Below are 21,923 nucleotides of genomic sequence, written 5' to 3'. Positions count from 1 at the left end.
TCGGAATCGAACCAAGGACACAGGGATTTTCAATCCCTTGCTCTACCGACTGAGCTATCCGGGCAACGGGGCGCATTAAACCGTATTGGGCATGTGTCGTCAACGGGTTTTTGTAACAACCGCCGGGTTCGTCACCCGACTGATGTTTTTTACGACGATTTGCCGGTTTTCCCTTCATCTCTTTCAGGCATGCGTGAATGCCCTGCAAAAACACCACAATTGACCGCGGCGGGATGTCGCATTCTGAAAGAATTTCGCCCAATGTTCAGGGTTGAACAGGGATAAGAAAGATGACATTATTGCGCCGATTTATTAAACAACTCTGATCCCGTTTTCACGCGACAGCTCAAGAGGGTTGCGGCATGGCTGGTTTATCACATCGCGCGGCAGTGGCTTTATGTTCGTGCAGAAAAAATCTGATGATGATCTCCGGGTGCTGTCAACACCACGATGTCAGTTTTCCTCCTTTTGCAGATCCTTTCATGCGGTAAGCCTACCCTTTGCTCGCTGTCAGGCATGATTAAAAACAGAGAATGACACCCGCCACTCCTCTGATTTTACTGTTGTCTGTCAGACGCGGCTGAGCATGAAACGCGAACTGTCTCCCATTGCCCTCACGGCAACGTTCCGTCTCACTCAGGCCAGCGTCAATTGCCGGGCTGGACTCTGCGCATTTTCTCTTATGACGTAAGCACCAGCTCATTGCCGTGCCATGTGGCACACCCTCTTACTTAACCGTTTGAGAGTCTGAATGAAACTTTTAAAACTTGCAGCAAGCACCTCCGTTTCCCCTTACCTCCAGACCGCGCGTCTGGTGGCTGACCTGCGTCGCGCCGATTTTGCCGACGTCGCGGCGATCATTATTTCTGTCGGGGATCTGAACCACGGCAGGCTGGCGGAGATCGAAAGCCTGGGGTTTGGCATCCCCGCGTTTGTTGCCGTGCAGGGAACTGAGCAGGTTTCACCTGAGTTTTTACCGGCGCTGAAAGGCGTGATTACCCTGTCTGATGCGAATCAGGCGTTTTATGCCGCGCAGATTGAATCTGCGGCGCAGGCTTATGAAGAAGCGCTGTTCCCGCCGTTTTTCGATACGCTGAAAAAGTATGTCGAAATGGAGAACGCCACTTTTGCCTGTCCGGGGCATCAGGGCGGGGAATTTTTCCGTCGCCATCCGGCGGGGCGTCAGTTCTACGATTTTTATGGCCCGAACATTTTCCGCTCTGATATGTGTAATGCGGACGTCAAACTGGGCGATTTGCTGATCCATGAAGGATCAGCGAAAGATGCCCAAAAATATGCCGCCAAAGTGTTTAACGCGGACAAAACCTATTTCGTGCTCAACGGCACCTCAGCGGCCAACAAAGTGGTCACCAACGCCTTGCTGACCCGTGGCGATCTGGTGCTTTTCGATCGCAATAACCATAAATCCAACCATCATGGCGCGCTGTTACAGGCAGGCGCGACGCCGGTGTATCTGGAAACGGCGCGTAACCCGTTCGGCTTTATCGGCGGAATCGATGCCGCCTGTTTCGATGAAACCTATCTGCGTCAGCAAATCACGCGGGTGGCGCCAGAACGTGCCGGCGAAAAACGTCCGTTCCGTCTGGCCATCATTCAGCTCGGCACCTACGACGGCACGGTCTACAACGCGCGTCAGGTCGTCGATAAAATCGGCCATCTGTGTGATTACATCCTGTTTGACTCCGCATGGGTCGGTTACGAGCAGTTCATTCCGATGATGAAAGAGTGCTCGCCGCTGCTGCTGGAACTGAACGAAAACGATCCGGGCATCATCGTCACCCAGTCGGTGCATAAGCAGCAGGCCGGGTTCTCGCAGACGTCGCAAATTCACAAAAAAGACAATCACATCAAAGGCCAGAAACGCCATTGCAGCCATAAAAAGCTCAATAACGCCTTTATGATGCACGCTTCCACCAGCCCGTTTTATCCGCTGTTTGCCGCGCTGGACGTCAATGCGCGCATTCACGCCGGTGGCAGTGGTAAACACATGTGGATGGAGTGTGTGAAGCTCGGCATCGAAACCCGCAAAATGTTGCTCGAACAGTGCACGATGATTTTGCCGTTCGTGCCGCCGGTAGTCGACGGCGTGGCATGGCAGAACCATGACACGCAGCAAATGGCCAATGATGTGCGTTTCTTTGACTTTGTGCCGGGCGAGCGCTGGCATGCTTTTGAAGGTTATGCAGAGAAGCAGTATTTCGTCGATCCGTGCAAGCTGCTGCTGACCACGCCGGGTATCGATGCGACCACCGGTAAATACACCGGGTTCGGGATCCCGGCGACCATTCTGGCGAACTATCTGCGTGAAAACGGCATCGTGCCCGAGAAGTGCGATCTCAATTCCATTTTGTTCCTGCTGACCCCGGCGGAAACCCCGGCCAAAATGCAGCTGCTGGTTGAGGAGATCGCCCGCTTTGAGCAGTACATCGAAGAAGATGCGCCCCTGAGCGAAGTGTTGCCGACGGTTTACCGTAAAAACGAAGACCGCTACCGCAACTGCACCATCCGCCAGCTGTGTCAGGAAATGCATAATCTGTATGTCAGTTTTGATGTGAAAGAGCTGCAAAAAGAGATGTTCCGCGAGAAGAGTTTCCCGCCCGTGGTGATGAATGCGCAGGACGCGCACAACGAGTTTATCCGCGACAATATCGAGCTGGTGCCGATTGGCGAAGCCGAAGGCCGCATCGCCGCAGAGGGTGCCTTACCTTATCCTCCGGGTGTGCTGTGTGTGGTGCCCGGCGAACTGTGGGGCGGAGCGGTGCAACGTTACTTTATGGCGCTGGAAGAGGGCATCAACCTGCTGCCTGGTTTCTCACCGGAATTACAAGGTGTGTATATTGAGAAAAAACCGGTCGGCTGGAAGCGTGTGATGGGGTATGTGATTGCGGAGTAATTAACCAGGTGCCCGGATAATAAAGTCTATTTTTTATTCGGGCATAACTTTTAAGACTTTTAGATCATTATCTAAATAGAATTCTTATTTATATATTCTGGTGCAATGTTGAATAAATTTGTGAACATCCTCACGTATCCTGCTTATTAACTCCTCTTTTTATAAGATTAAATGACATTAACTCATCATAAAACAGCCAATGTTACTCCTTTCGATAACGATTTATTTTCATTTGTCATGATAAGTTTTAAATATTAAGGCGTGCTTCATCCGCGATGAAATTTCGAGGAGTTGCTTTCGTGAGATTTTTAATATAGCTTAATTGAAATGTAAGTGATTGAACTTAAGGTTTGTTTTTGTCTTTTGACAGAAGCTCATAATGTCATTTCTGCCATTGCAGTATCTAAAATGTTTATCAACAATCATTCCTTTGTATAGGTTTTCGGTTGCTCAGGCTTATTGTGTTTGCCTGTCCCAAAGGCGTAAAAAGAATTTTTGAGTGTCGTTTTATTCGCCATTATTAATGCCATAGTTTTTATTTATGACTCTGTAAGAATTAAATTAAAAGTAAAAGTGTCCTTCTCGATAAATAAGTCAGGTTGATGGAAATAATAAAATATAAAATTTCTTCTGCGCTGCTGTCGGCTGCGCTATTACTTTCTGGCTGCCAGTGGGCTCCCGGAAGTCATTTAACGACGTCAGGAAAACATATTATTAACGACCCGGAATATGGCGCGGAAATTAATGCATTGGTGGATGTCTATCCCATTACGCCGCAGTTGATTGACCGTCAGCGCGCAATACCCGTTGTCGCGAAAGCGAATCCGCAACTCGATCACGCTGTACAACATTATCAGTACCTGATCGGTGTCGGTGATGTCCTGAATATTACGCTCTGGGAGCACCCTGAACTGACTCAGCCAGACGGGCAACTGCGTAACAGTGGCGGCAGCGGAAACGCAGTCCACGCTGACGGCACAATATTCTATCCCTACGTGGGCAACGTGGTGGTGAAAGGTAAAACGGCCGCTGAAGTGCGAACGTTGATGAGCCGGCGGCTGGCCACGTTCATTACCTCCCCGCAGGTGGAAGTCAGCGTGGCGGAGTACCGTTCGCAAAAAGTCTTTGTGACCGGTGCCGTGGCGCAGAGTGGCAATGTTTCGATTACCAATGTGCCGTTGACCGTGATGGATGCCATCAATCAGGCGGGCGGGATCAGCGAAAATGCGGACTGGAACCATGTGGTTTTAACCCGCAACGGAAAAGAATTGCCGCTTTCGCTGGCCGGGTTGCTGCAAGACGGTGACCTGACCCAAAACACTCTGCTGACCTCGGGCGATATTCTCTACATCCCGCGCAATGACGACTTAAAAGTGTTTGTGATGGGCGAAGTGAAAAAGCAGGCGACCCTGAAGATGGATCGCAGTGGCATGTCGCTGACGGAAGCGCTGGGCAATGCCGAAGGCCTGGATCAGATAAGCAGTGATGCCAGCGGGATATTTGTTATCCGTTCGCTGCGTGGGAAGAAGCCTGAAAACGCCAAAATAGCGAGTATTTATCAGCTGAACGCAAAAGATGCCACGGCGCTGATTTTAGGCACCGAATTCCGTTTACAGCCCTATGACATCGTCTATGTGACCACCGCGCCGGTGACCCGCTGGAATCGCGTGATCAGTCAGCTGGTGCCCACTATCGCAGGTGTCCACAACATGACGGAATCGGCGCGCTGGACCCAAAATTGGGCAGACTGAGTTGTCAGCGCATCCTGGTGGTTTGCGTAGGCAATATTTGTCGCTCGCCGCTGGGGGAGCGCTTGTTGCGCCAGTATTTACCCGGCCACGACATCCGGTCTGCCGGGCTGATGGCGCTCAGGGGGCATGACATTGACCGGGATGCCGCCCTTGTCGCTGCGCGTTACGGGATCGATACCGGGGGGCACTGCGCCCGGCAGCTGGATGCGGCGTTATGCCGTCGTCAGGACTTAATTCTGGTGATGGAAAAACATCACATCGCCATGCTGGCGCGCATTGTCCCGGAGGCTGAAGGGAAAACCATGCTTTTTAGCTACTGGGATTCACAACAAGATATTACCGATCCCTTCAACCGCAGCCTTGCAGTGCATGAACAAATCGCTCAGCAACTCATCACTTCTGCGCAAGGTTGGGGCCGGGCCTTAGACATAAATGACAAATAGAAAAGAAACAGGATCCAGAATGCAGAAGTTGCAGGGTGTCATAAAGCCGATCAGGGGGGAAGATTATCTGGTCGATGTCCGTTATCTGTGGGGCGTGTTGCTCGACAGTAAAGTGCTGATTGTCGTTTTGACCGCAGCGGGTATCGTGCTGGCATTGATGTGGGGCATCATCTCGCCCCCGGTTTTTCAGGCAGAGGCATTAATCCAGCTTGAAAAAGAAGGCACGGAGAATATTTTCAGTAAGTTGTATGGCCTTCAGCCTGATGACACTTCGTCGGCCAGTACGGAAATAGTGCTGATAAAATCACGTTCAGTCCTGGGTAAATCGGTGGAGGATATGGGGCTCGACATCGAGATCGAGCAAGAGAAATTCCTTAATCTTGCCAAAGCCGGTGCCCGGTTACTGGGGCAAAGAAACGTTCAGGTCACGGTTCCTGTTTTTAACGTACCCGAGGAAAGGTTGGATCAGCCTTTCTCCCTGACGATTCTGGATGAGGGCCGGTTCAGTCTGGCAGGCGACAATGTCGCGATGCATGGCCGGTTCGGGGAAGCCCTGAATGCAGAAGGTATGACGATTGTCGTCAGTCAGAGTGATGCCTCGCCGGATACCCGTTTCACGCTGACCAAAATCAATCCGTTTAAGGCAATCAAGAACCTCGAGAAAAACCTGAATGTGGTCGAATCGTCGAAGGATACCGGCATGCTGCGGCTCTCGCTGCTGGGCGAAGATCCCAAAACCATCCGGCGGATATTAAGTTCGATCAGTGATAACTATGTGCATAAAAGTATTGATAAAAAATCTGAATCAGCGCGTAAAAGCCTGACGTTTGTTCAGCATCAACTGCCGCTCATCAAAGCTCAGCTGGAAAAAGCAGAATCCCGGCTGAACCTTTTTCGCAAAGAGAGGGGTTCGATCGATTTACCGATGGAAGCCCGCACGATTCTGGATTCTGGTGTGGAAATCGATTCTCAGCTCAGTGCGCTGAAAGTGGAGCAGTCGGACCTCTCAAAACGCTATACCCCGGCACACCCGGCCTTCCGGGCCCTGCTTGAGAAGAAGCAGGCACTGGAAAAAGCCAAAGCCGCGCTGGGCAATAAAATCAGCGCCATGCCGGAAACGCAGCAAAATGTGTTTCGCCTGACCCGCGATGTCCAGTCGGCGCAGGACATTTACATGTTGCTGCTCAATAAACAGCAGGAGCTGAATATCGACACGGTCAGCACGGTAGGGAATGTCCATATTGTTGATGCCGCAGAGGTTTTACCGCAGCCGATCTACCCTAAAAACCGCCAGCTGGTGCTGACGGGAGCGGTGCTCGGCCTGGTGCTTTCCATCGCGCTGGTCTTTATTCGCAATGTTTTCAGGCGCGGGATCAGCGGCTCGGATCAACTCCGGCAAATGGGGTTCAGCGTTTTCAGCAGCATCCCTTATTCGAAAAAGCAGCAAGGTGAACGCAGTGGCGTCAGTGAGCCCTTACTGGCCATTTCCGCGCCGGACGACAGCGCCATTGAAGCCATCCGCAGCCTGCGCACCAGCCTGTATTTCCAGCTTAAACAGGCTGAAAATAAAATTCTGATGCTGGCCGGTGCCACCAGCCATATTGGCAAAAGCTTTATCAGCAGTAATCTGGCCGTTGTGTTTGCGCAGTCTGATTTGCGGGTTTTGCTGGTGGATGCCGATATGCGACGTGGCTATCTGCACAACATCTTCAATGTGGGTTATGCGCCCGGATTGTCTGAGTTGTTATCGTCGGGTTTGGCCTTCGGGCAGGCCATTCATCACACCCGCGTGAGCAATCTGGATGTGATGACGCGGGGAACGGCGCCATCCAATCCTTCTGAATTGCTGCTGACGCCGCGTTTTCCTGCTTTTTGCCAGTGGGCAAGCGAGCATTACGATGTGGTGATCTTCGATACGCCACCGGTGATGGCAGTGGGCGATGCCATGATCATTGCTAATTACTCCGGCGTGAACCTGATGGTGGCGCGTTTTGAAGTCACCACGCCAGATGAACTGGATATTTCCCTGACACAATTCGCCCAGGAAGGGTATGAGGTCAATGGCGTGGTGCTTAACGCCACGCACCGTCGTGCCGCGCAGTTCTTCCGACACGGGCATTATGAGAATTACCAGTACGCCATGAATAAGAAAAGCTGAGCCGGGAAAGATATGTACACATCCAGACAGCAACTCAGCGGAATTTGCCTGATAAAAATTGCCTACGCGTTCTTCGCCGTACTGGTTTTTGCGCGGTTCACTTCGCTTGGGGATACCGGTGATTATCTGAATGGCGAATATCTGGAGCGGAATAATCTGGCCAGTACCGCTTACCTGATGTCACTTATCGGCGCTGCATTGGGGAATATCGGCAGTTATGTTTTTTCACTGATTTTATCGGTGTGGGGAATGGTTTATCTGCTGGAGAAGGCGGAGTTTTCATCGGGAAATATCCGGCTGGTTTTTGTGCTGATGTTGCTGCCTTCATTTGGCGTCTGGACGTCAATTCTGTCAAAAGAAGTGTTTGTGCTGTTTTCGTTCTGCCTGTGTACCGGCGGGCTGATTGATCTTCTCAGTCAGCGAAGGGTGTTTTTCTCGCTGTTTCAGTTGCTGGGTCTGGCGTTGCTGACCTTTATGAAACCGCATTATTCGGTGTGTATTTATCTTTCAGCGCTGGCTATCACAATTTTTCGGATGGGGTTCAGAAGGGAGATTCTTCTGGCGCTGTTAACCATAGCATTGCTGTGCACCGTGGCGGTGGCGATTCACTACATGGATCTGATCTATGAGTACACCCAGATCATACCGTTACATTTTTCTGCCAACAGCAGCAGCACCCGCACCAATGATTTTTGGCTGAACGAGTATGACTTTTTTACCTATTTACCCGCGGGATTGCCGGTGTCGTTTATCGGGCCGACGTTGTTTGAAGCTCTGGCCGCGCCGAAGATGTTGCCGTTCTTTCTCGAAGGCATTTTTTTGGCGGGTTTTGTGGTGTTCCAGTGCGCGAGAGCGGCATTTCATCGCGGTTATATCAATGTGCTGAGTCTGACGCTGGTTTTCACCTTTACCTTCGCCTTGCTGATAGCACATTACCCGTTCGGTTTATTTAATCCGGGATCGGCGGTGCGCTATCGCTCAGGTTTTATCTTTCCTATGTGCTTGTTTATTTTATATATAGCGGAAGAAAATCGCCGGTTATTGCACACTTCACCGGCGGGATAGACGCCGGTGAGTCAGCGCGTAACACATGACGAAAAGCATTCTGGCAAAAACAAACATGGCGATCGCGCCAGTGACAGAAAAGAGATAAATCAGCACATAGCCGGTCACGGCAGAAACCAGTGAGACGAACAGAGAGATGTTGCGGAACTCGCGGTCAAGGTGACGGGGAAGAAAATAGCCGTAGGAATACGCGGTCAGCATGCCGTTGAATAAAATTCCCGCGCTGAGAAGTTTGAGATAACCCGTGACGTCCGGGTAACCGGAACCGAGAAAAAGCGTGACGCAACGATCGCCGAACATAAAGATCGCCAGTACCGGCAGCGCTGAAAGCAACACATTGAGCTGCAGCAGGCGGCCAAAAGTGCCTTTGCCTTTCGCAATGATCGGGTAAGCGGCTTTAGAGAGCATAAGTTGCACCGAACCGGCAATGGCCACCAGACGCATCGCGATACTGAAACCGGCAAAAACGGCGGGGCTGACCAGCGATCCGATGATCAGTAGCGGAATATTGCTGTAGAGGTTTGGCGCAAAGTCACCGATAAAGCTGTCCCGGCCTGCACAGAGGCGTGACCACAATCCGGTGAATTCTACATTTTCTCTGAGGCCGTTTTGGGTATGACGACATCTGACGGCGTAAAGCCCGGTAAGCAAATAGGCCAGGGCATTGATGAAGACGGCCAGCAGCATGTCCGCCGGGGAGCGGACCCACAGTAAGAGCGCGACAATGTGTACCAGGCGGGAGAGAAGGGTCGCCACTGCCAGCGCGCTGAGCTGGGAAATTCCCTGATGAAACCAGCTGGCTGTCAGGTAATGGCCGGAAACCACAATCAGATAATAGGCGGCAATGACCGGCAGTGAAATGCCCGGAATAACGCAGGCGGTATATACCGTAAAAATCAGGCAAGAAAATAAGCCCGCGACAAACCGTACAGCCTGATATTGCGCGTAGAGACGCGGCAACTGCCGGGGATCCTTGTTTTTCGCCACGTCACGCACGCCGGTTATTTGGGTGCTGTAATCAGTCATAATGGTGGCGAAGAGAGAAGCGGATATAAAAATAAAATAGTAACCGTAGTGCTCCGGCCCCAGTACACGGGAAAGAAAGGGAATGGTGACTAATGTCACCAGTAAATTAAGTACATTTATTGAGGTGAGGTTGAGCAGATTTTTTGCCACCTCGTTAAGCCGAAGAATTTTTTTCATCCTGAATGCCTTAAAGCTCACGTTCCATTTTGACGGGGATTTTATCTGGTTGTTTCACCGGTGGACAGTTAAATGATTTTGAATAAGGACATCTATGCTATTAAAAATAAGTATTGGTGAGATATTGCAAGGCAGTGTGCTTAAAACTCTGGGGCTGCGTTATGACAATAACGTGATTTATAATGAGCACATCAGGGCGCGACGTTTTATTACGCGTTGTAATGATCATGTTGTGATATCTGATAATCTCAGTGAAATAAATGCTGATTCAGACCTGGAAATTAATGCTGATGCACAGGATTTCTATCTGCGTTATGGGTTTATTGCACCGCCTTTTACGCTGTATAAAAACGTTTATTTACTGGCGCCTTATATTGGCGTAGTGATGTCCAATCCGCTGACATTTAAGACGCTTTATCCTGTCCGTCACTCTTTCGACAATGAAAATGCGCAGCATCAGGTTGAGACAGGGCCGCAACTTCTGGCGGATCTGCAACATTCGCTCGCGCAAAATGAATCTGATTATCAGGTCTTATTTAGCGGCGGGCTGGATTCCTCGCTGTTACTGGGTATTTCTAATCAGCTGAATAAAACCCGCTGTGCCATCCATTGTTTTATGGCGTCTATGCCGCAAGAAACAACCAAAGCGAAAAAAATGTGTGCAGACACGGCGACAGTATTTAAACACGTTTCGATCGAAAGCGATCTGAGTGCCGTCGCCGGTGATTTTATTCGTCTGACCCTTGAACCTGTTGCCGACAAAATTGCACTGGTGATCCCGGCGCTGGTCACGGCGGCAAAAGCCGAAACCGGCCTTGCAGTCCTCGACGGGCAGGGGGCTGATTCCCTGTTCTGCGGGCTTCCGCACGATAAATTGTACGATCTCTATCGCCGCCGGGGAGTCCGGGCGCTGTCGACATTCGGCACGTTTTTGCCCGTATGGAAAAATAAGAGCAGCCATCTGGGCAGAAAAATCTACCGGGCCACGAAAGTGCTGAAATGTCTGGCCGCCCCCACGCCTGCGGCGATGTTAATTCAGTCATTAGCAGAAGATACCGCGATAATATTGCCGGCGGATAATGAAGTTAAACAATATCTGGAGAGTGAACTGGCTGAACTCAGTAAAAACCTTGACGATTTCCATCTCGTGATTCGCTACCTTTTTATGTTCAGAATATTACCCGCCAGAGAAATGCAGAAATATTTACTGGCAGAGTCTCTGAATTATGCCTTTAAATTACCCTTCCTCGAGAAAACGATGGTGGATAAGTATTTTTATCTGGATGCGTCGTGCAGCATTAAACAAGGTATTTATAAATCCCCGATAACCTGTCTGGCAAAGACTTTCTGGCCTGGTTTTTTAAACAGCAGCAGAACCAGCCCCTTTCAGGTGGAATTCACCACCGAGAAACTGACAGTAAAACAATTCTCCCTGAATTGTATTTTGAAGAAAACACAGTAATCATTGAAAACAAGGAATGTTTATGAAGAAAATCCCGGCTAAACGTATCGCTATTACCGCTAATAGCAGTTGGTATCTTTACAACTTCAGAAAGAACACCATTAAGGCGATGCTTGAACAAGGTTACGACGTCATCGCATTAGCACCGGAAGACGGCTATTCCGGTGTGCTTTCCTCACTGGGATGCAAATTTATCCCTTTATCAATCGATTCGGGAGGAATAAATCCATTCAAGGATTCGCTGACGATAATGTCAATTTTCCTCATTTTTCTCAGGATGAAGTGTGATCTGGTTTTGAATTTCACCCCGAAAAATAATATCTATTTTTCTCTGGTGGCGTGGCTGTTTCGTAAACCGGTAATAAATAATGTCGCAGGTCTTGGAAATGTTTTCATCAACGGCGGGGCGGTCTGTGTTATTTGCCGTTTGCTGTATAAATTCAGTCAGCGTAGTGCGGCCAGAATATTCTTTCAGAATGAAGACGACCGTACCCTGTTTCTGACGGAAATTATTCCTGGCTATTCGCGAACCGAACGCCTTCCGGGATCGGGGGTTGATCTGGCCCGCTTTGAGATGATGCCCGCGGCTGATGACGGCGTGGTGCGTTTCATCCTGATTGCGCGGATGCTCTATTCAAAGGGCGTGGAACATTATGTCGATGCAGCCCGCAGACTGAAAAGAATTTACGGCGACCGGTGTGAATTCCGTTTGCTGGGTTTTCTCGATGGCAACAATCCGGCGGCGGTGAAAACCGAGAGAATGACGTCGTGGATTGCCGAGGGCATGATTCATTATTTAGGTATTTCCGACAACGTCGAAAATGAGCTGAGACAGATTGACTGCGTGGTACTGCCCTCGTTTTATCGTGAGGGGGTTCCGAAATCTTTGCTGGAAGCGGGGGCGGCCGGAAAACCGATTATTACCACAGATAATATCGGATGCCGCGAAACGGTGGACGAAGGGGTTAACGGGTATCTGTGCACACCGCAAAGTACGGACAGCCTGGTCGCCTGCATGGAAAAAATGATTAATCTTACGCATGCCGAGCGGCTCGATATGGGGGCGAAGAGCAGGCAGAAAATGGTGCGTGAGTTTGACGAGCACATCATTATCAGCCGTTATCTGAACGCAATAAATGAAGCGCTTTCGCCAAAGACTGGAAAGTGTTCGTTAAGCTAAAAAAAACGGAGACTCTAAGAATCTCCGTTTTCATGCTTAATGCGCTGAATTTTAATCAATACGACGATAACCGCGTTGCGTGTTGTTCACTTTGTAGAGATAACGGCGTGATTCCGCAGACGGGTGTTTGGTGGTCAGTGTGTCGTACACATCACCGGCTGACATATTGTTGATGATGTTAAAGGCCTGCGTTTTATCCCGTGAGAAGACGCGTAACACGCTGCCGGCTCCGCCGTTGTAGGCGGTGATCACCGCATAGCGGCGTGCCGTCGGGTCATTAATGTTACTCAGATACACCTTCTGCAATATCGCCAGATAAGCAGTACCGGTATTGATATTATTTTGCGGATCAAACAGATAGCTGCGGCTAGGCTTGCCCCATTTTCCTTCGGACTTAAACACATCTACGCCCGCAGTGTGCTGCACAACCTGCATCAGCCCGAGCGCATCGGCATGGCTCACCGCATACGGGTTAAAGGCAGATTCGGTTTGCATGATCGCCAGAATCAGCGACTGATCGACGCCGTATTTGGCCGAAGCTTCGCGGATCATTGGCAGGTATTTATGCGCACGCTGATTCAGGTGGTTCGGCACCATCTGGATGGTGACGGAATAGATGACGTGCAGGCCGGACTGGCGGCGCATCAGTTTGTTTTGAATCAGATAGTCGGCAAAGCTGGCGGCACGGCCTTCCCAGCGGATCGGTTTACCGGTGTTGTCGAGCACCTGCCCGTACAGCATCGGTTCACGGCTGATCTCAATATCGTTGACATCGGAATAGAGGTCGACGTTGCCCGGATCTTCACCCACCAGTAAGGTGCTGATGATCGCCTGACGCAGGCTGGCAGCCGGATCGGTGCCGGAAATCGTTTCAAGGGTGATGGTACCCGCATCAAAGTTGATGTGGCTGCGGGTGTAATACTGATCGCTATACTTCACGTAGTCTTTCGGGCCGGCGATCAGCACTTCATTCATGCCCCAGATGTTCTCGATATTGTGCGCAAACTGGCCCATCAAAATATCGAATCCATTGGTGTCTTTTACGTAAGCTTCGTTGAACTGGTCTTTCTTACTGCCGGAGCAGGAGATCAGCATTGGCGCGATAACCAGCAAAGCTAAAATTTTCTTCATCTTGAAACCATTTCTGGTGAAAGAAGCCGCCACCCGAAAGCGACGGCTTTATTGTTATTGATGATGCTCAGTGATCAGTTTGAAGGCGGCGTATAGCCTTCAATGTGCACATCCTGGCCCTCAAACAGGAAATTCACCATTTCCTGTTCCAGCAGTTTGCGGTCTTCCGGATTCATCATGCTGAGTTTTTTCTCATTGATCAGCATGGTCTGTTTGCTCATCCAGCGTGACCAGGCTTCTTTCGAAATCTCGTTATAAATGCGTTTACCAATCTCACCAGGGTACAGCTGGAAATCCTGCCCTTCGGCATCCTGCTTCAGGAAAGTGCAAAAAATGGTTCTGCTCATACTGATTCCTTATTGATCGTTTTTGGGGACGGTTCTTTTGCCAGCTGAGTCAGCAAACGCTCAACCGGCGCGGCCAGCCCGACGAATTGTGGTTGCGCTAAGTTATACCAGAGACCCGCACCTTCATCCATGCAACCCGCAGATGTTCGCAGATTTAACCACATCGGGACGATATCCAGATGGAAATGGCTGAACGTGTGGCGAAAAGAGGTTTGCTGCTGCAACTGATTTTGCGTCACGCCGTATTTTTTCAGCCCCTGCGCCAGTTCCTCTTCCGTGGAAAATTGCGGGAAGCAGAACAAGCCGCCCCACAGGCCAACGGGCGGACGTTGCTCCAGCCAGACTTTGTCTTCCTGCTGAATCATCAGCATAAACGCGGTTCTTTCCGGCAGGGTTTTCTTGGGTTTTTTGCAGGGATATTTTGCCCAGCTGTTGTGCGCATAGGCTTCGCAGCCCGATTTCACCGGGCACAACTCGCACTTCGGTTTGCTGCGCGTGCAGACCATCGCCCCGAGATCCATCATCGCCTGATTAAACTGGGCAACGTTTTTAGCCGGTGTGACGTCTTCACTTATCGCCCACAAACGGTTCTCAGTTTTCTTCTCGCCCGGCCAGCCGTCCACGGCATAGCAACGGGCCAGCACGCGCTTCACATTCCCGTCTAAAATGGGATAGTGCTGATTCAGCGCCAGCGATAACACCGCTCCTGCCGTTGAGCGGCCAATGCCGGGCAGGGCGAGGATCGCGTCGAAGGTCGTCGGGAACACGCCGCCGTGCTGGCTGGCGATGGTCTGCGCGGCCTTATGTAAGTTGCGCGCGCGGGCGTAATACCCGAGGCCGGTCCACAGATGCAGCACCTCATCCAGCGGCGCGGCCGCGAGATCGGAAACCGTCGGGAAACGCTGCATAAAGCGTTCAAAATAAGGGATCACCGTCGCAACCTGGGTTTGTTGCAACATCACTTCTGAAAGCCAGACTTTGTAAGGCGTTTTTTCGATTTGCCACGGCAGTGTTTTGCGGCCATAGCGCTGATACCAGTCGAGTACCAGGGGCGAGAAACGGTTGGCTTCCAGGAAACCAGGGGCTTTCATCATGGGTGAATTACAGTCCGGCAGGGTTAAAAGACGGGGCTGATCACATCACAGTTGCCGAGTGGCTGTAAACCGGAACTTTCCGGACTGTATTGACGTATTTCATGTCCGCAAACCTTGCTTATCGGGAGTAAGTTTGGATAATGCGCCATTCTTCATAGTTAATGACCAAATTACCGCAGCGACCGAATACCCTGTCTTGCCTAACGGAGTGGAAACACCATGAAAAACGACGTCATTTCACCGGAGTTCGACGAGAACGGTCGCGCTATGCGCCGTATCCGTAGTTTTGTCCGCCGTCAGGGCCGTCTGACCAAAGGTCAGCAACACGCGCTGGACAACTTCTGGCCGGTGATGGGCGTGGAATATCAGGCAGAACCGCTGGACATTGCTACCCTGTTTGGCCGCTCAGCGCCCGTTGTGCTGGAAATCGGTTTTGGCATGGGCACGTCGCTGGTGACCATGGCGCAGAACAACCCGCAGCAGAACTTTATCGGCATTGAAGTGCACTCGCCGGGCGTCGGTGCCTGCCTGGCTACCGCGCACGAAGAGGGCGTCAGCAACCTGCGCGTGATGTGTCACGATGCGGTGGAAGTGCTGGAAAAAATGATCCCGGATGGCTCGCTCGACATGGTGCAGCTATTCTTTCCTGACCCGTGGCACAAAGCGCGTCATAATAAGCGCCGGATTGTCCAGCCAGCATTCGTTGAACTGCTGCGCAGTAAACTGAAAGTGGGCGGCGTATTCCACATGGCAACCGACTGGGAGCCGTATGCCGAACACATGCTTGAGGTGATGACCAGCTTAGAAAACTGGAAAAACCTCTCGCAGGAAAACAACTATGTACCGCGCCCGGAATCGCGCCCGGTAACCAAGTTCGAAATGCGTGGCCAGCGTTTAGGCCACGGCGTATGGGATCTGATGTTTGAGAGGAAGCAATAATGGCTACAAATCGCAGTCGTCGTTTACGTAAGAAGTTACACATTGCCGAGTTCCAGGAACTGGGCTTCTCTGTAAAATGGCGTTTCCCGGAAGGTACCGCGGTAGAAACCATCGACGAATCACTGGATCAATTTATTGAAGGTGTGATCGAGCCAAACAAACTGGCCTTCGATGGCAGTGGTTATCTGCAGTGGGAAGGTCTGGTTTGCCGTCAGGACATCGGTCATTGCACTGATGAACATCGCGCGCAAATCAAAAAATGGTTAGAAGACCATAAAATGGAAGACGTGGAAGTTTCAGAGTTATTCGATATCTGGTGGGATTGATTCTGCCGGTAAGATGAATTTTGAATCTTTGAAAGGTGCCTTCCGGCACCTTTGTTACATCTGGAGGCAGGACGTTGGGCACCGAACTTGATAACAGTTTGCTGGACGATATTCTTCAGCAGGTCAGGCCGCTTATTGGCCGTGGCAAAGTCGCCGACTATATTCCTGCGCTGGCAGAAGTCAGCCCCGATCATTTAGGGATCGCCGTGTGTACCACGAAAGGAGAGATCTTTCGTGCCGGTGACGCCAATACCCGATTCTCAATTCAGTCGATCTCCAAAGTGCTCAGTCTCACGCTGGCGCTGACCCGTTATCAGGAAAGTGAAATCTGGCAGCGTGTCGGTAAAGAACCTTCCGGTCAGCCCTTCAATTCGCTGGTGCAGCTGGAACTGGAGCAGGGCAAACCGCGCAATCCGTTCATCAATCCGGGCGCGCTGGTTGTCTGCGATATGCTGCAAACCCGCCTGACTGCGCCCAAGCAAAGAATGCTGGAAGTGGTGCGTCAGCTGGCCGGATCGGCAGATCTCAACTACGATCGGCACGTTGCACGTTCAGAATTCGATCATTCTGATCGCAACGCGGCGATTGCGTACCTGATGAAGTCTTTCGGCAATTTCGAGAATGACGTCATCACGGTGTTGCATACCTATTTTCATTACTGCGCGTTGCGTATGAGCTGTGAAGAACTGGCGCGAACCTTTGTGTATCTGGCGAACAAGGGCCATCCGCTGGGCAGCGAACAGCCGCTGATTGATGCCCGTCAGGCGCGGCAGATTAACGCCATGATGGTGACCAGCGGCATGTATGACGGTGCCGGTGAATTTGCCTATCGCGTAGGCATGCCGGGAAAATCCGGTGTTGGCGGCGGCATTCTGGCCGTGGTGCCCGGAGAGATGTGCATTGCGGTGTGGTCACCGGAACTTGACGCGGCAGGGAACTCTTTGGCCGGTATTGCTGCCTTAGAATTACTGGCGCAACGTATTGGCCGTTCAATTTTTTGAATTTGCTGTTTTAGGGAGAGTACATGTTTGTAAAAAGTGGAGTGGTAAAAACCGGACTTGCTGCCTTGCTGGCGCTGAGTGCGTGGAGCGCGCAGGCGGATTATGAATGCGCCGTCCAGCCAAAAGATGACGTGATCATCAAGCCGCAAACCGTGCAGGTTGTGGGTAACAGCGGCGATTTGCTGATCACACCTAACGGCAATGTGACACTCAACGGCAAAGAGATCACCCTGAGCGCAAAACAGCGTCAGGAAGCCATTGATTATCAGGCCTCGCTGCGTCGCGATCTGCCCTGGATCGATCAGGGTGCCACCGCGCATCTGGAAAAAGGCCGTGTGGCCGTTGACCGCGTGATCGTCGATAAACTGGGCAGCAGCAGCAACGTGCGCAACCGTCTGGTCACCCTCGACAAGCAGCTCAAGCAGCAGATGAATCTGATTATCGAACACCGCACCGATGGTCTGACGTTCCATCACAAAGCGGTGGATCAGGTGAAGCAGAATGGTCAGAAGCTGATGGAACAAACCATGGGCGGCGTGATGCAGGACAGCATCAATGAAATGGGCCTGAAACAGGCGGCCAGCGGCGGCAATCCGTTGCAGGCAATGATGGGCAATCTGGGCGGTCTGCAACAGGCGGTTCAGGATGAGTGGAGCAAACAGGAAAAAGAGTTCAAAGCCTTTGGCGATGATGTCTGTAAACGTGTAACTGCGCTCGACACTCAGCACAAAACATTGCTGGCGGATTTGAAGTAAGCTCTGACAATCATCGCCTTTTCGGATCCCCGGAGAGGCGATTGAGAGTGCAATCATTGATACATCGGGAGCATATGATAAAGTCCCCATTTCCTGATATCTGTATAAAATTCAGCAATTATCTGTTTTAAAAATTCGATTAAATCTCTTTCTGTTTTGAAAATAAACTCACCAAGATTAGGATCGAATATTTTATAGCTGTTTTCATTTGTTCGGATAGCGACAGCATGTGCCCCTCGCGACATTCTGATACTCAGAAATTCTGTGCGGCCATGTACACATAAATAAACAATTTCTCTTATCATGGCATCCGGATCATGTTGCCCGGTTTGGGTTTTAAATTCGCTTTTATTCATTTTCACAGCATCATATAAATTCAAACCCAATGGCCGACAAATTTCTTTCAGACGATGATCATCGTAATTTTTCATTTCTGTAAATAACAATGAAAAGTTAGTGATACCTCTGACTTCAGCAGCCCCCTCTGGCTCATAGATAAAATTTTTCCAGTCCTGGTAGTTGGCTTTCATTTTTATATAAACCAGTGTCAATGCCAGGCATACCCCTCTGGGGCCGTGACTCACAACAGAGGCGGAGTGTTCCTGCCGAAGACTGTCTTTTTGCCAATACCCTTTGCGCAAAGAAGGGTCTGGATCCCTGGCATTGAAACATTCTAAATACACTCTTTGCTGAAAAAGAGAATAGCTGATGCAGTTGCATGCATTTGCCATTTTTATGGTTTTATTTAAATGCATTACTTATCCTTATTAATTGATGCAATCCTGAACTCAATGAACACTATTTTCCCTACATGCCAGATATAAAGAATCATCGTGGCGCATCATATAATAAGAAAGGGAGCTAAGCTCCCTTTGTGAGTAAACAGCAATGGCTCTGTATTACCAGGCATATTGCATTCTGAACATCCAGGTTGAAATATCAGGTGAGCCGGACTCCTCGTGGGTGGTATCGGTATAAGCGACAGCCCCGCCAAATTGTGGCGTTAACATAAATCCCAGCGAAGCCCCCAGAACAACGTTCTGTTGCTTATTATCTTGCAGACTGCCATCAATACGCGTCTCGCCGCCTTGACTGAAGGTGCTGTCCAGCGATATCCACAACGCCGGATTGAACGTAAAGCTGAAATGTCCTTCGGCAGCATAAAGCGGTCTTTGTGCCAGATGATGGCTACCGAGATAGTCATCATTGTCCTGATAGAATGTCACCATCGGGTTAACTTCAATCCAGAAAGGGCCGACAGGGTAACCGAAAGCTAATTCCGGTTTTATCACCCAACGGTTTCCCCCGATATTGAGCGCTTTCGTTTTATCGTAATCCCCGGTGGGCGCAGTGACCCATATCGCCGAGGTCAGAAACATCTCCGGTGTCCAGAGCCGGAACTCCTGAGAATTAAGCGCGGGTGCGCCAAACAGGTTATAGATCAGCGCGAGTTGTGAATCGCCCATCCCCTGATTCGTATGCGTATCATCCAGCGCAGGCGAACCATCCAGTGATGCCCGCAGGTGCGCGACGGGCTGAATCAACTGAATACCTGCAGTGTGCCCGCCGAGATCAAAAGACCGCGCATAACGTATGATATAGAGATCGGCATCCACTGACGCATTATCGACAGGCAAGGAAGAGTCGAGAGATGTATTACTGTTTATGTTCTCGTAGTAGCCGAATAAAATATTAATATCATCAGGAACGTTCTGCCAGTCACGGGCGTTATCTGCGTAACTGCTGCAAGGTAAGACAATAGAGAAAATTAAAAAAATCCCTTGAGTATTTAACTGCCACTTATATCGCATTTTTATTCCCCTCTGTGCGATGAAATTAACCAGAAAAATCTATTTCACAGAGAGTTATGGCGTAACAATATTGAACATTCCCGGGAACACATCCAGCATATCCTGAAGTTCTTTGATTTTTTCCGGGTCACCGGAAATTTTCATTGCTGAACTGGCCATCACATTTTTCAGTGGCTCACCCTGCATGAATAATCGTGAAAAACTCATTTTATCAGCCATTAATACAGCGTCCGCAGGTGCCGTCGATTTATTCATGTTATAGATGATCACTGAGTTTCTCAGTTCTATGCCATATTCAGTACCCTCTGGCAGTTTCCAGTTTATATGGATGTTTTTATTGAGTGCTTTATCCGTGTTCAGGCGGACACCCATATAATCTAAAATAAGTTCAGGATCCATTGCCTCCACCATATCTACGCTGGCCGTACTGATCGGAGGATGATTGGGAATGCCATGACGCAATTCATAGGCCCCCATCAGATACTCATTTCTCCATGTTGCATTTTCTGACTGATAACCCAACTGCTCGAAAGCATCTGCCTGCAGGTCACGTGCGGTTTGATTTTTCGGATCGGCAAAGACCACGTGTTTTAAAACTTCAGCAGCCCAGCGATATTCTCCGGCGGCGATCGACTTTTTGGCGTTGGTCAGTACCTGATTTTCTCCGCCCATGAATTCGACATATTTTTTCGCCGCTTCAACGGGAGGTAAAGGATTAAGGTCAGCCGGATTACTGTCATACCACCCCATATATCGCTGGTACACAGCCTTAGAATTGTGGCTGACTGAGCCATAGTAACCCCGGTTATACCATTCCTGTGACAAGCCGGGTGGCAGGGTCAGCGTCTCAGCAATTTCATTCATCGTCAGACCTTTATTCACCAGATTGAGCGTCCGGTCATGAATGAATTTAAACAGATCCCGCTGATCAGACAGGTATTTTATGATGTTTTGATTTCCCCAGGTCGGCCACTGGTGTTGAGCAATGACAATCTCAACGTCAGTCCTGTGTTCATTAATGGCAAAATTCAGAACCTTCCACCAGGCACTTGCATCCCGTACCTGGGCCCCGCGTAACGTGTAGAGATTATGCAAGGTATGGGTGGCATCTTCGGCGGTATCCAGCATCTTGAATTGCGGGAACCAGATGAGCATTTCCGTGGGTGCCTCGGTATCTTCGGCCATCTGGAATTGCATCTTAATCCCGCCAATGTCCCGCGTTTCCCCGGTTTTACTGACGGTGTCGGTGGGAGGGATCAGCGTAAATGTTCCAATTGACGTGGTTTTTCCTAAACCAGCATCAACCTGACCGTGAGCACTGCGCGGTAACATCGCCCCATATTGATACAGCGTTCTTCTGCTCATGGCATTTCCCGCCAGGACATTCTCACTGACGGCTTCTTTCATGAATCCTTCCGGGGCAATAATACTGACTTTACCCGCAGCGAGATCTTTTTCATCCACCACACCACGAACGCCGCCATAATGATCCGCGTGGCTGTGCGTATAAATGACCGCGATGACGGGTTTAAAAGGACGGTGCGCGTAGTAGAGTTTTAATCCGGCACGGGCAACCTCGGTGGTGACCAGAGGATCAATGATAATAATGCCTTTTTCAGCCTCAATAATGGTCATATCCGAAAGATCAAATCCTCTGATCTGATATACGAAGTCGGTAACTTTAAATAAACCGTTGAGTAAGTTTAATTTAGCGATACGCCACAGGCTGGGGTTAACCGTGTCAGGTGCATCACCTTTAATAAAACCATAGTTTTCCATATTCCACGATATTCCTCCCGCAGAATCTTTAATCACTGTTGGCGTCAGTGTCGCTATAAAACCTTTACTGGCATTTTGAAAATCCGTCTGGTCAGAAAAAGGTAAGCCCTTATAGACTGCCTGATTTAAGGCTTTGGTATATGTGCTGGCATCCTTTGGTAATTCAACAGAAAAGACAGAGTAACTGCTGATTGTCAGCGCCAGTGCCAGCGCAATTTTTGATATTTTCATTTGATTCCTTAACAAAAGTGATAATTGTATTTATTGCGGCACTTAAATTAATTGAAGCTGTTTTATTTGTTAAGGATCTAAAATCTCTAACAAGGTTAGCTGACTACTAATGCTGATTATAATAATAACAATTGAAATTAGTACCAAGCACATTTGTTATTTGCATTAGTAAATCGGCGGTAATTTTTAATAAATATGAATTTCATGAGGTTAATATTTAAATATTGAATTGTTTATTTTTACACTGTTTAACTGATTGCCCGTCAGGTGGCAGTTCTTTTAAATAAACGAGTGAAAATATCAGGGAAAGGAAAATTTCAATATAAACAGAGG

At 49.8% G+C, this 21,923-nt stretch carries 19 protein-coding genes; 12 read left to right on the top strand and 7 right to left on the bottom strand.

Translation table 11 applies throughout. The features are described from left to right. From ED901_RS25220 to ED901_RS12780, 6 genes are all read left to right on the top strand, one after another. Nucleotides 1–285 (top strand): hypothetical protein (locus tag ED901_RS25220; protein ID WP_205965094.1); only part of this gene is annotated, 285 nt, incomplete at its 5' end. Nucleotides 286–751: 466 nt separating this feature from the next. Then, nucleotides 752–2,914 carry an ornithine decarboxylase SpeF gene (speF, locus tag ED901_RS12800; protein ID WP_122096093.1) on the top strand — a complete coding sequence of 721 codons (2,163 nt, stop codon included), beginning with the start codon at nt 752–754 and terminating at the stop codon, nt 2,912–2,914. A gap of 602 nt (nt 2,915–3,516) precedes the next feature. Beyond that, entirely contained in the window at nt 3,517–4,665 is a 1,149-nt protein-coding gene (locus ED901_RS12795; protein WP_122096092.1) for a polysaccharide export protein, read from the top strand. Continuing rightward, nucleotides 4,653–5,108 carry a protein tyrosine phosphatase gene (locus ED901_RS12790; RefSeq protein ID WP_240993916.1) on the top strand — a complete coding sequence of 152 codons (456 nt, stop codon included), beginning with the start codon at nt 4,653–4,655 and terminating at the stop codon, nt 5,106–5,108. The genes ED901_RS12795 and ED901_RS12790 overlap by 13 nt, the downstream gene beginning before the upstream one ends. Before the next feature lie 19 nt (nt 5,109–5,127). Further along, the gene (locus tag ED901_RS12785) at nt 5,128–7,266 is read left to right on the top strand and encodes a polysaccharide biosynthesis tyrosine autokinase (RefSeq protein ID WP_162997862.1); all 2,139 of its coding nucleotides are present in this window, start codon (nt 5,128–5,130) and stop codon (nt 7,264–7,266) included. A 12-nt stretch (nt 7,267–7,278) separates the two neighbouring features. Beyond that, on the top strand, nt 7,279–8,331 hold the full coding sequence (locus tag ED901_RS12780; protein ID WP_122096090.1) for a hypothetical protein: 1,053 nt from the start codon (nt 7,279–7,281) through the stop codon (nt 8,329–8,331). Here ED901_RS12780 and ED901_RS12775 read toward each other — a convergent pair. After that, the gene (locus tag ED901_RS12775) at nt 8,317–9,534 is read right to left on the bottom strand and encodes an oligosaccharide flippase family protein (protein WP_122096089.1); all 1,218 of its coding nucleotides are present in this window, start codon (nt 9,532–9,534) and stop codon (nt 8,317–8,319) included. The genes ED901_RS12780 and ED901_RS12775 overlap by 15 nt on opposite strands. Before the next feature lie 232 nt (nt 9,535–9,766). Between ED901_RS12775 and ED901_RS12770 the strand changes: the two genes are divergently transcribed. Together ED901_RS12770 and ED901_RS12765 are read left to right on the top strand one after the other, a co-directional pair. Beyond that, nucleotides 9,767–10,996, top strand: a complete 1,230-nt coding sequence (locus tag ED901_RS12770) for an asparagine synthase-related protein (RefSeq protein ID WP_162997861.1) — start codon at nt 9,767–9,769, stop codon at nt 10,994–10,996. A 22-nt stretch (nt 10,997–11,018) separates the two neighbouring features. After that, nucleotides 11,019–12,176 (top strand): glycosyltransferase family 4 protein, encoded by a 1,158-nt coding sequence (locus ED901_RS12765; RefSeq protein ID WP_122096087.1) that lies wholly within the window; start codon nt 11,019–11,021, stop codon nt 12,174–12,176. A gap of 51 nt (nt 12,177–12,227) precedes the next feature. On the opposite strand, the gene mltC is transcribed toward ED901_RS12765, so the two are convergent. The 3 genes from mltC to mutY form a co-directional block, all read right to left on the bottom strand. After that, nucleotides 12,228–13,307, bottom strand: coding sequence for a membrane-bound lytic murein transglycosylase MltC (mltC, locus tag ED901_RS12760; protein ID WP_056773294.1), 1,080 nt, complete (start codon nt 13,305–13,307; stop codon nt 12,228–12,230). A 74-nt stretch (nt 13,308–13,381) separates the two neighbouring features. Continuing rightward, on the bottom strand, nt 13,382–13,654 hold the full coding sequence (locus tag ED901_RS12755; RefSeq protein WP_056773291.1) for an oxidative damage protection protein: 273 nt from the start codon (nt 13,652–13,654) through the stop codon (nt 13,382–13,384). Beyond that, a complete protein-coding gene (mutY, locus tag ED901_RS12750; RefSeq protein WP_205965101.1) occupies nt 13,651–14,745 on the bottom strand; it encodes an A/G-specific adenine glycosylase in 1,095 nt (364 codons plus the stop codon). The genes ED901_RS12755 and mutY overlap by 4 nt, the downstream gene beginning before the upstream one ends. Before the next feature lie 222 nt (nt 14,746–14,967). On the opposite strand from mutY, the gene trmB reads away from it, so the two are divergent. From trmB to ED901_RS12730, 4 genes are all read left to right on the top strand, one after another. Continuing rightward, nucleotides 14,968–15,687 carry a tRNA (guanosine(46)-N7)-methyltransferase TrmB gene (gene trmB, locus ED901_RS12745; protein ID WP_122096085.1) on the top strand — a complete coding sequence of 240 codons (720 nt, stop codon included), beginning with the start codon at nt 14,968–14,970 and terminating at the stop codon, nt 15,685–15,687. Beyond that, complete coding sequence (locus tag ED901_RS12740) at nt 15,687–16,013, top strand: YggL family protein (RefSeq protein WP_056773283.1); 327 nt, start codon at nt 15,687–15,689, stop codon at nt 16,011–16,013. Before trmB ends, ED901_RS12740 begins: the two co-directional genes overlap by 1 nt. A gap of 74 nt (nt 16,014–16,087) precedes the next feature. Continuing rightward, the gene (gene glsB / locus ED901_RS12735; RefSeq protein ID WP_056773280.1) at nt 16,088–17,014 is read left to right on the top strand and encodes a glutaminase B; all 927 of its coding nucleotides are present in this window, start codon (nt 16,088–16,090) and stop codon (nt 17,012–17,014) included. A 23-nt stretch (nt 17,015–17,037) separates the two neighbouring features. After that, the gene (locus ED901_RS12730; protein WP_056773277.1) at nt 17,038–17,769 is read left to right on the top strand and encodes a DUF2884 domain-containing protein; all 732 of its coding nucleotides are present in this window, start codon (nt 17,038–17,040) and stop codon (nt 17,767–17,769) included. Between the two features lie 53 nt (nt 17,770–17,822). Here the strand turns inward: ED901_RS12730 and ED901_RS12725 are convergent, their stop codons facing one another. From ED901_RS12725 to ED901_RS12715, 3 genes are all read right to left on the bottom strand, one after another. After that, the gene (locus tag ED901_RS12725; protein ID WP_122096084.1) at nt 17,823–18,524 is read right to left on the bottom strand and encodes a YopT-type cysteine protease domain-containing protein; all 702 of its coding nucleotides are present in this window, start codon (nt 18,522–18,524) and stop codon (nt 17,823–17,825) included. Between the two features lie 144 nt (nt 18,525–18,668). Continuing rightward, the gene (locus ED901_RS12720; protein WP_122096083.1) at nt 18,669–19,580 is read right to left on the bottom strand and encodes a transporter; all 912 of its coding nucleotides are present in this window, start codon (nt 19,578–19,580) and stop codon (nt 18,669–18,671) included. A gap of 54 nt (nt 19,581–19,634) precedes the next feature. Next, nucleotides 19,635–21,590, bottom strand: a complete 1,956-nt coding sequence (locus ED901_RS12715; protein ID WP_122096082.1) for an alkyl/aryl-sulfatase — start codon at nt 21,588–21,590, stop codon at nt 19,635–19,637. Between the last annotated feature and the right edge of the window lie 333 nt (nt 21,591–21,923).

Origin of the sequence: Rahnella sp. Larv3_ips (assembly GCF_003697865.1) — a bacterium.
GTDB classification, from domain to species: Bacteria; Pseudomonadota; Gammaproteobacteria; order Enterobacterales; family Enterobacteriaceae; genus Rahnella; species Rahnella rivi.
This window is presented reverse-complemented; position numbering and strand designations above follow the sequence as displayed.

Coding starts and splice junctions, on each gene's coding strand:
- ED901_RS12720 (WP_122096083.1), bottom strand. CDS start 19,580: ATGCGATATAAGTGGCAGTTAAATACTCAAGGGATTTTTTTAATTTTC.
- ED901_RS12715 (WP_122096082.1), bottom strand. CDS start 21,590: ATGAAAATATCAAAAATTGCGCTGGCACTGGCGCTGACAATCAGCAGT.
- mltC (WP_056773294.1), bottom strand. CDS start 13,307: ATGAAGAAAATTTTAGCTTTGCTGGTTATCGCGCCAATGCTGATCTCC.
- speF (WP_122096093.1), top strand. CDS start 752: ATGAAACTTTTAAAACTTGCAGCAAGCACCTCCGTTTCCCCTTACCTC.
- ED901_RS12725 (WP_122096084.1), bottom strand. CDS start 18,524: ATGCATTTAAATAAAACCATAAAAATGGCAAATGCATGCAACTGCATC.
- ED901_RS12730 (WP_056773277.1), top strand. CDS start 17,038: ATGTTTGTAAAAAGTGGAGTGGTAAAAACCGGACTTGCTGCCTTGCTG.
- trmB (WP_122096085.1), top strand. CDS start 14,968: ATGAAAAACGACGTCATTTCACCGGAGTTCGACGAGAACGGTCGCGCT.
- ED901_RS12755 (WP_056773291.1), bottom strand. CDS start 13,654: ATGAGCAGAACCATTTTTTGCACTTTCCTGAAGCAGGATGCCGAAGGG.
- mutY (WP_205965101.1), bottom strand. CDS start 14,745: ATGAAAGCCCCTGGTTTCCTGGAAGCCAACCGTTTCTCGCCCCTGGTA.
- ED901_RS12765 (WP_122096087.1), top strand. CDS start 11,019: ATGAAGAAAATCCCGGCTAAACGTATCGCTATTACCGCTAATAGCAGT.
- ED901_RS12775 (WP_122096089.1), bottom strand. CDS start 9,534: ATGAAAAAAATTCTTCGGCTTAACGAGGTGGCAAAAAATCTGCTCAAC.
- ED901_RS12795 (WP_122096092.1), top strand. CDS start 3,517: ATGGAAATAATAAAATATAAAATTTCTTCTGCGCTGCTGTCGGCTGCG.
- ED901_RS12740 (WP_056773283.1), top strand. CDS start 15,687: ATGGCTACAAATCGCAGTCGTCGTTTACGTAAGAAGTTACACATTGCC.
- ED901_RS12785 (WP_162997862.1), top strand. CDS start 5,128: ATGCAGAAGTTGCAGGGTGTCATAAAGCCGATCAGGGGGGAAGATTAT.
- ED901_RS12780 (WP_122096090.1), top strand. CDS start 7,279: ATGTACACATCCAGACAGCAACTCAGCGGAATTTGCCTGATAAAAATT.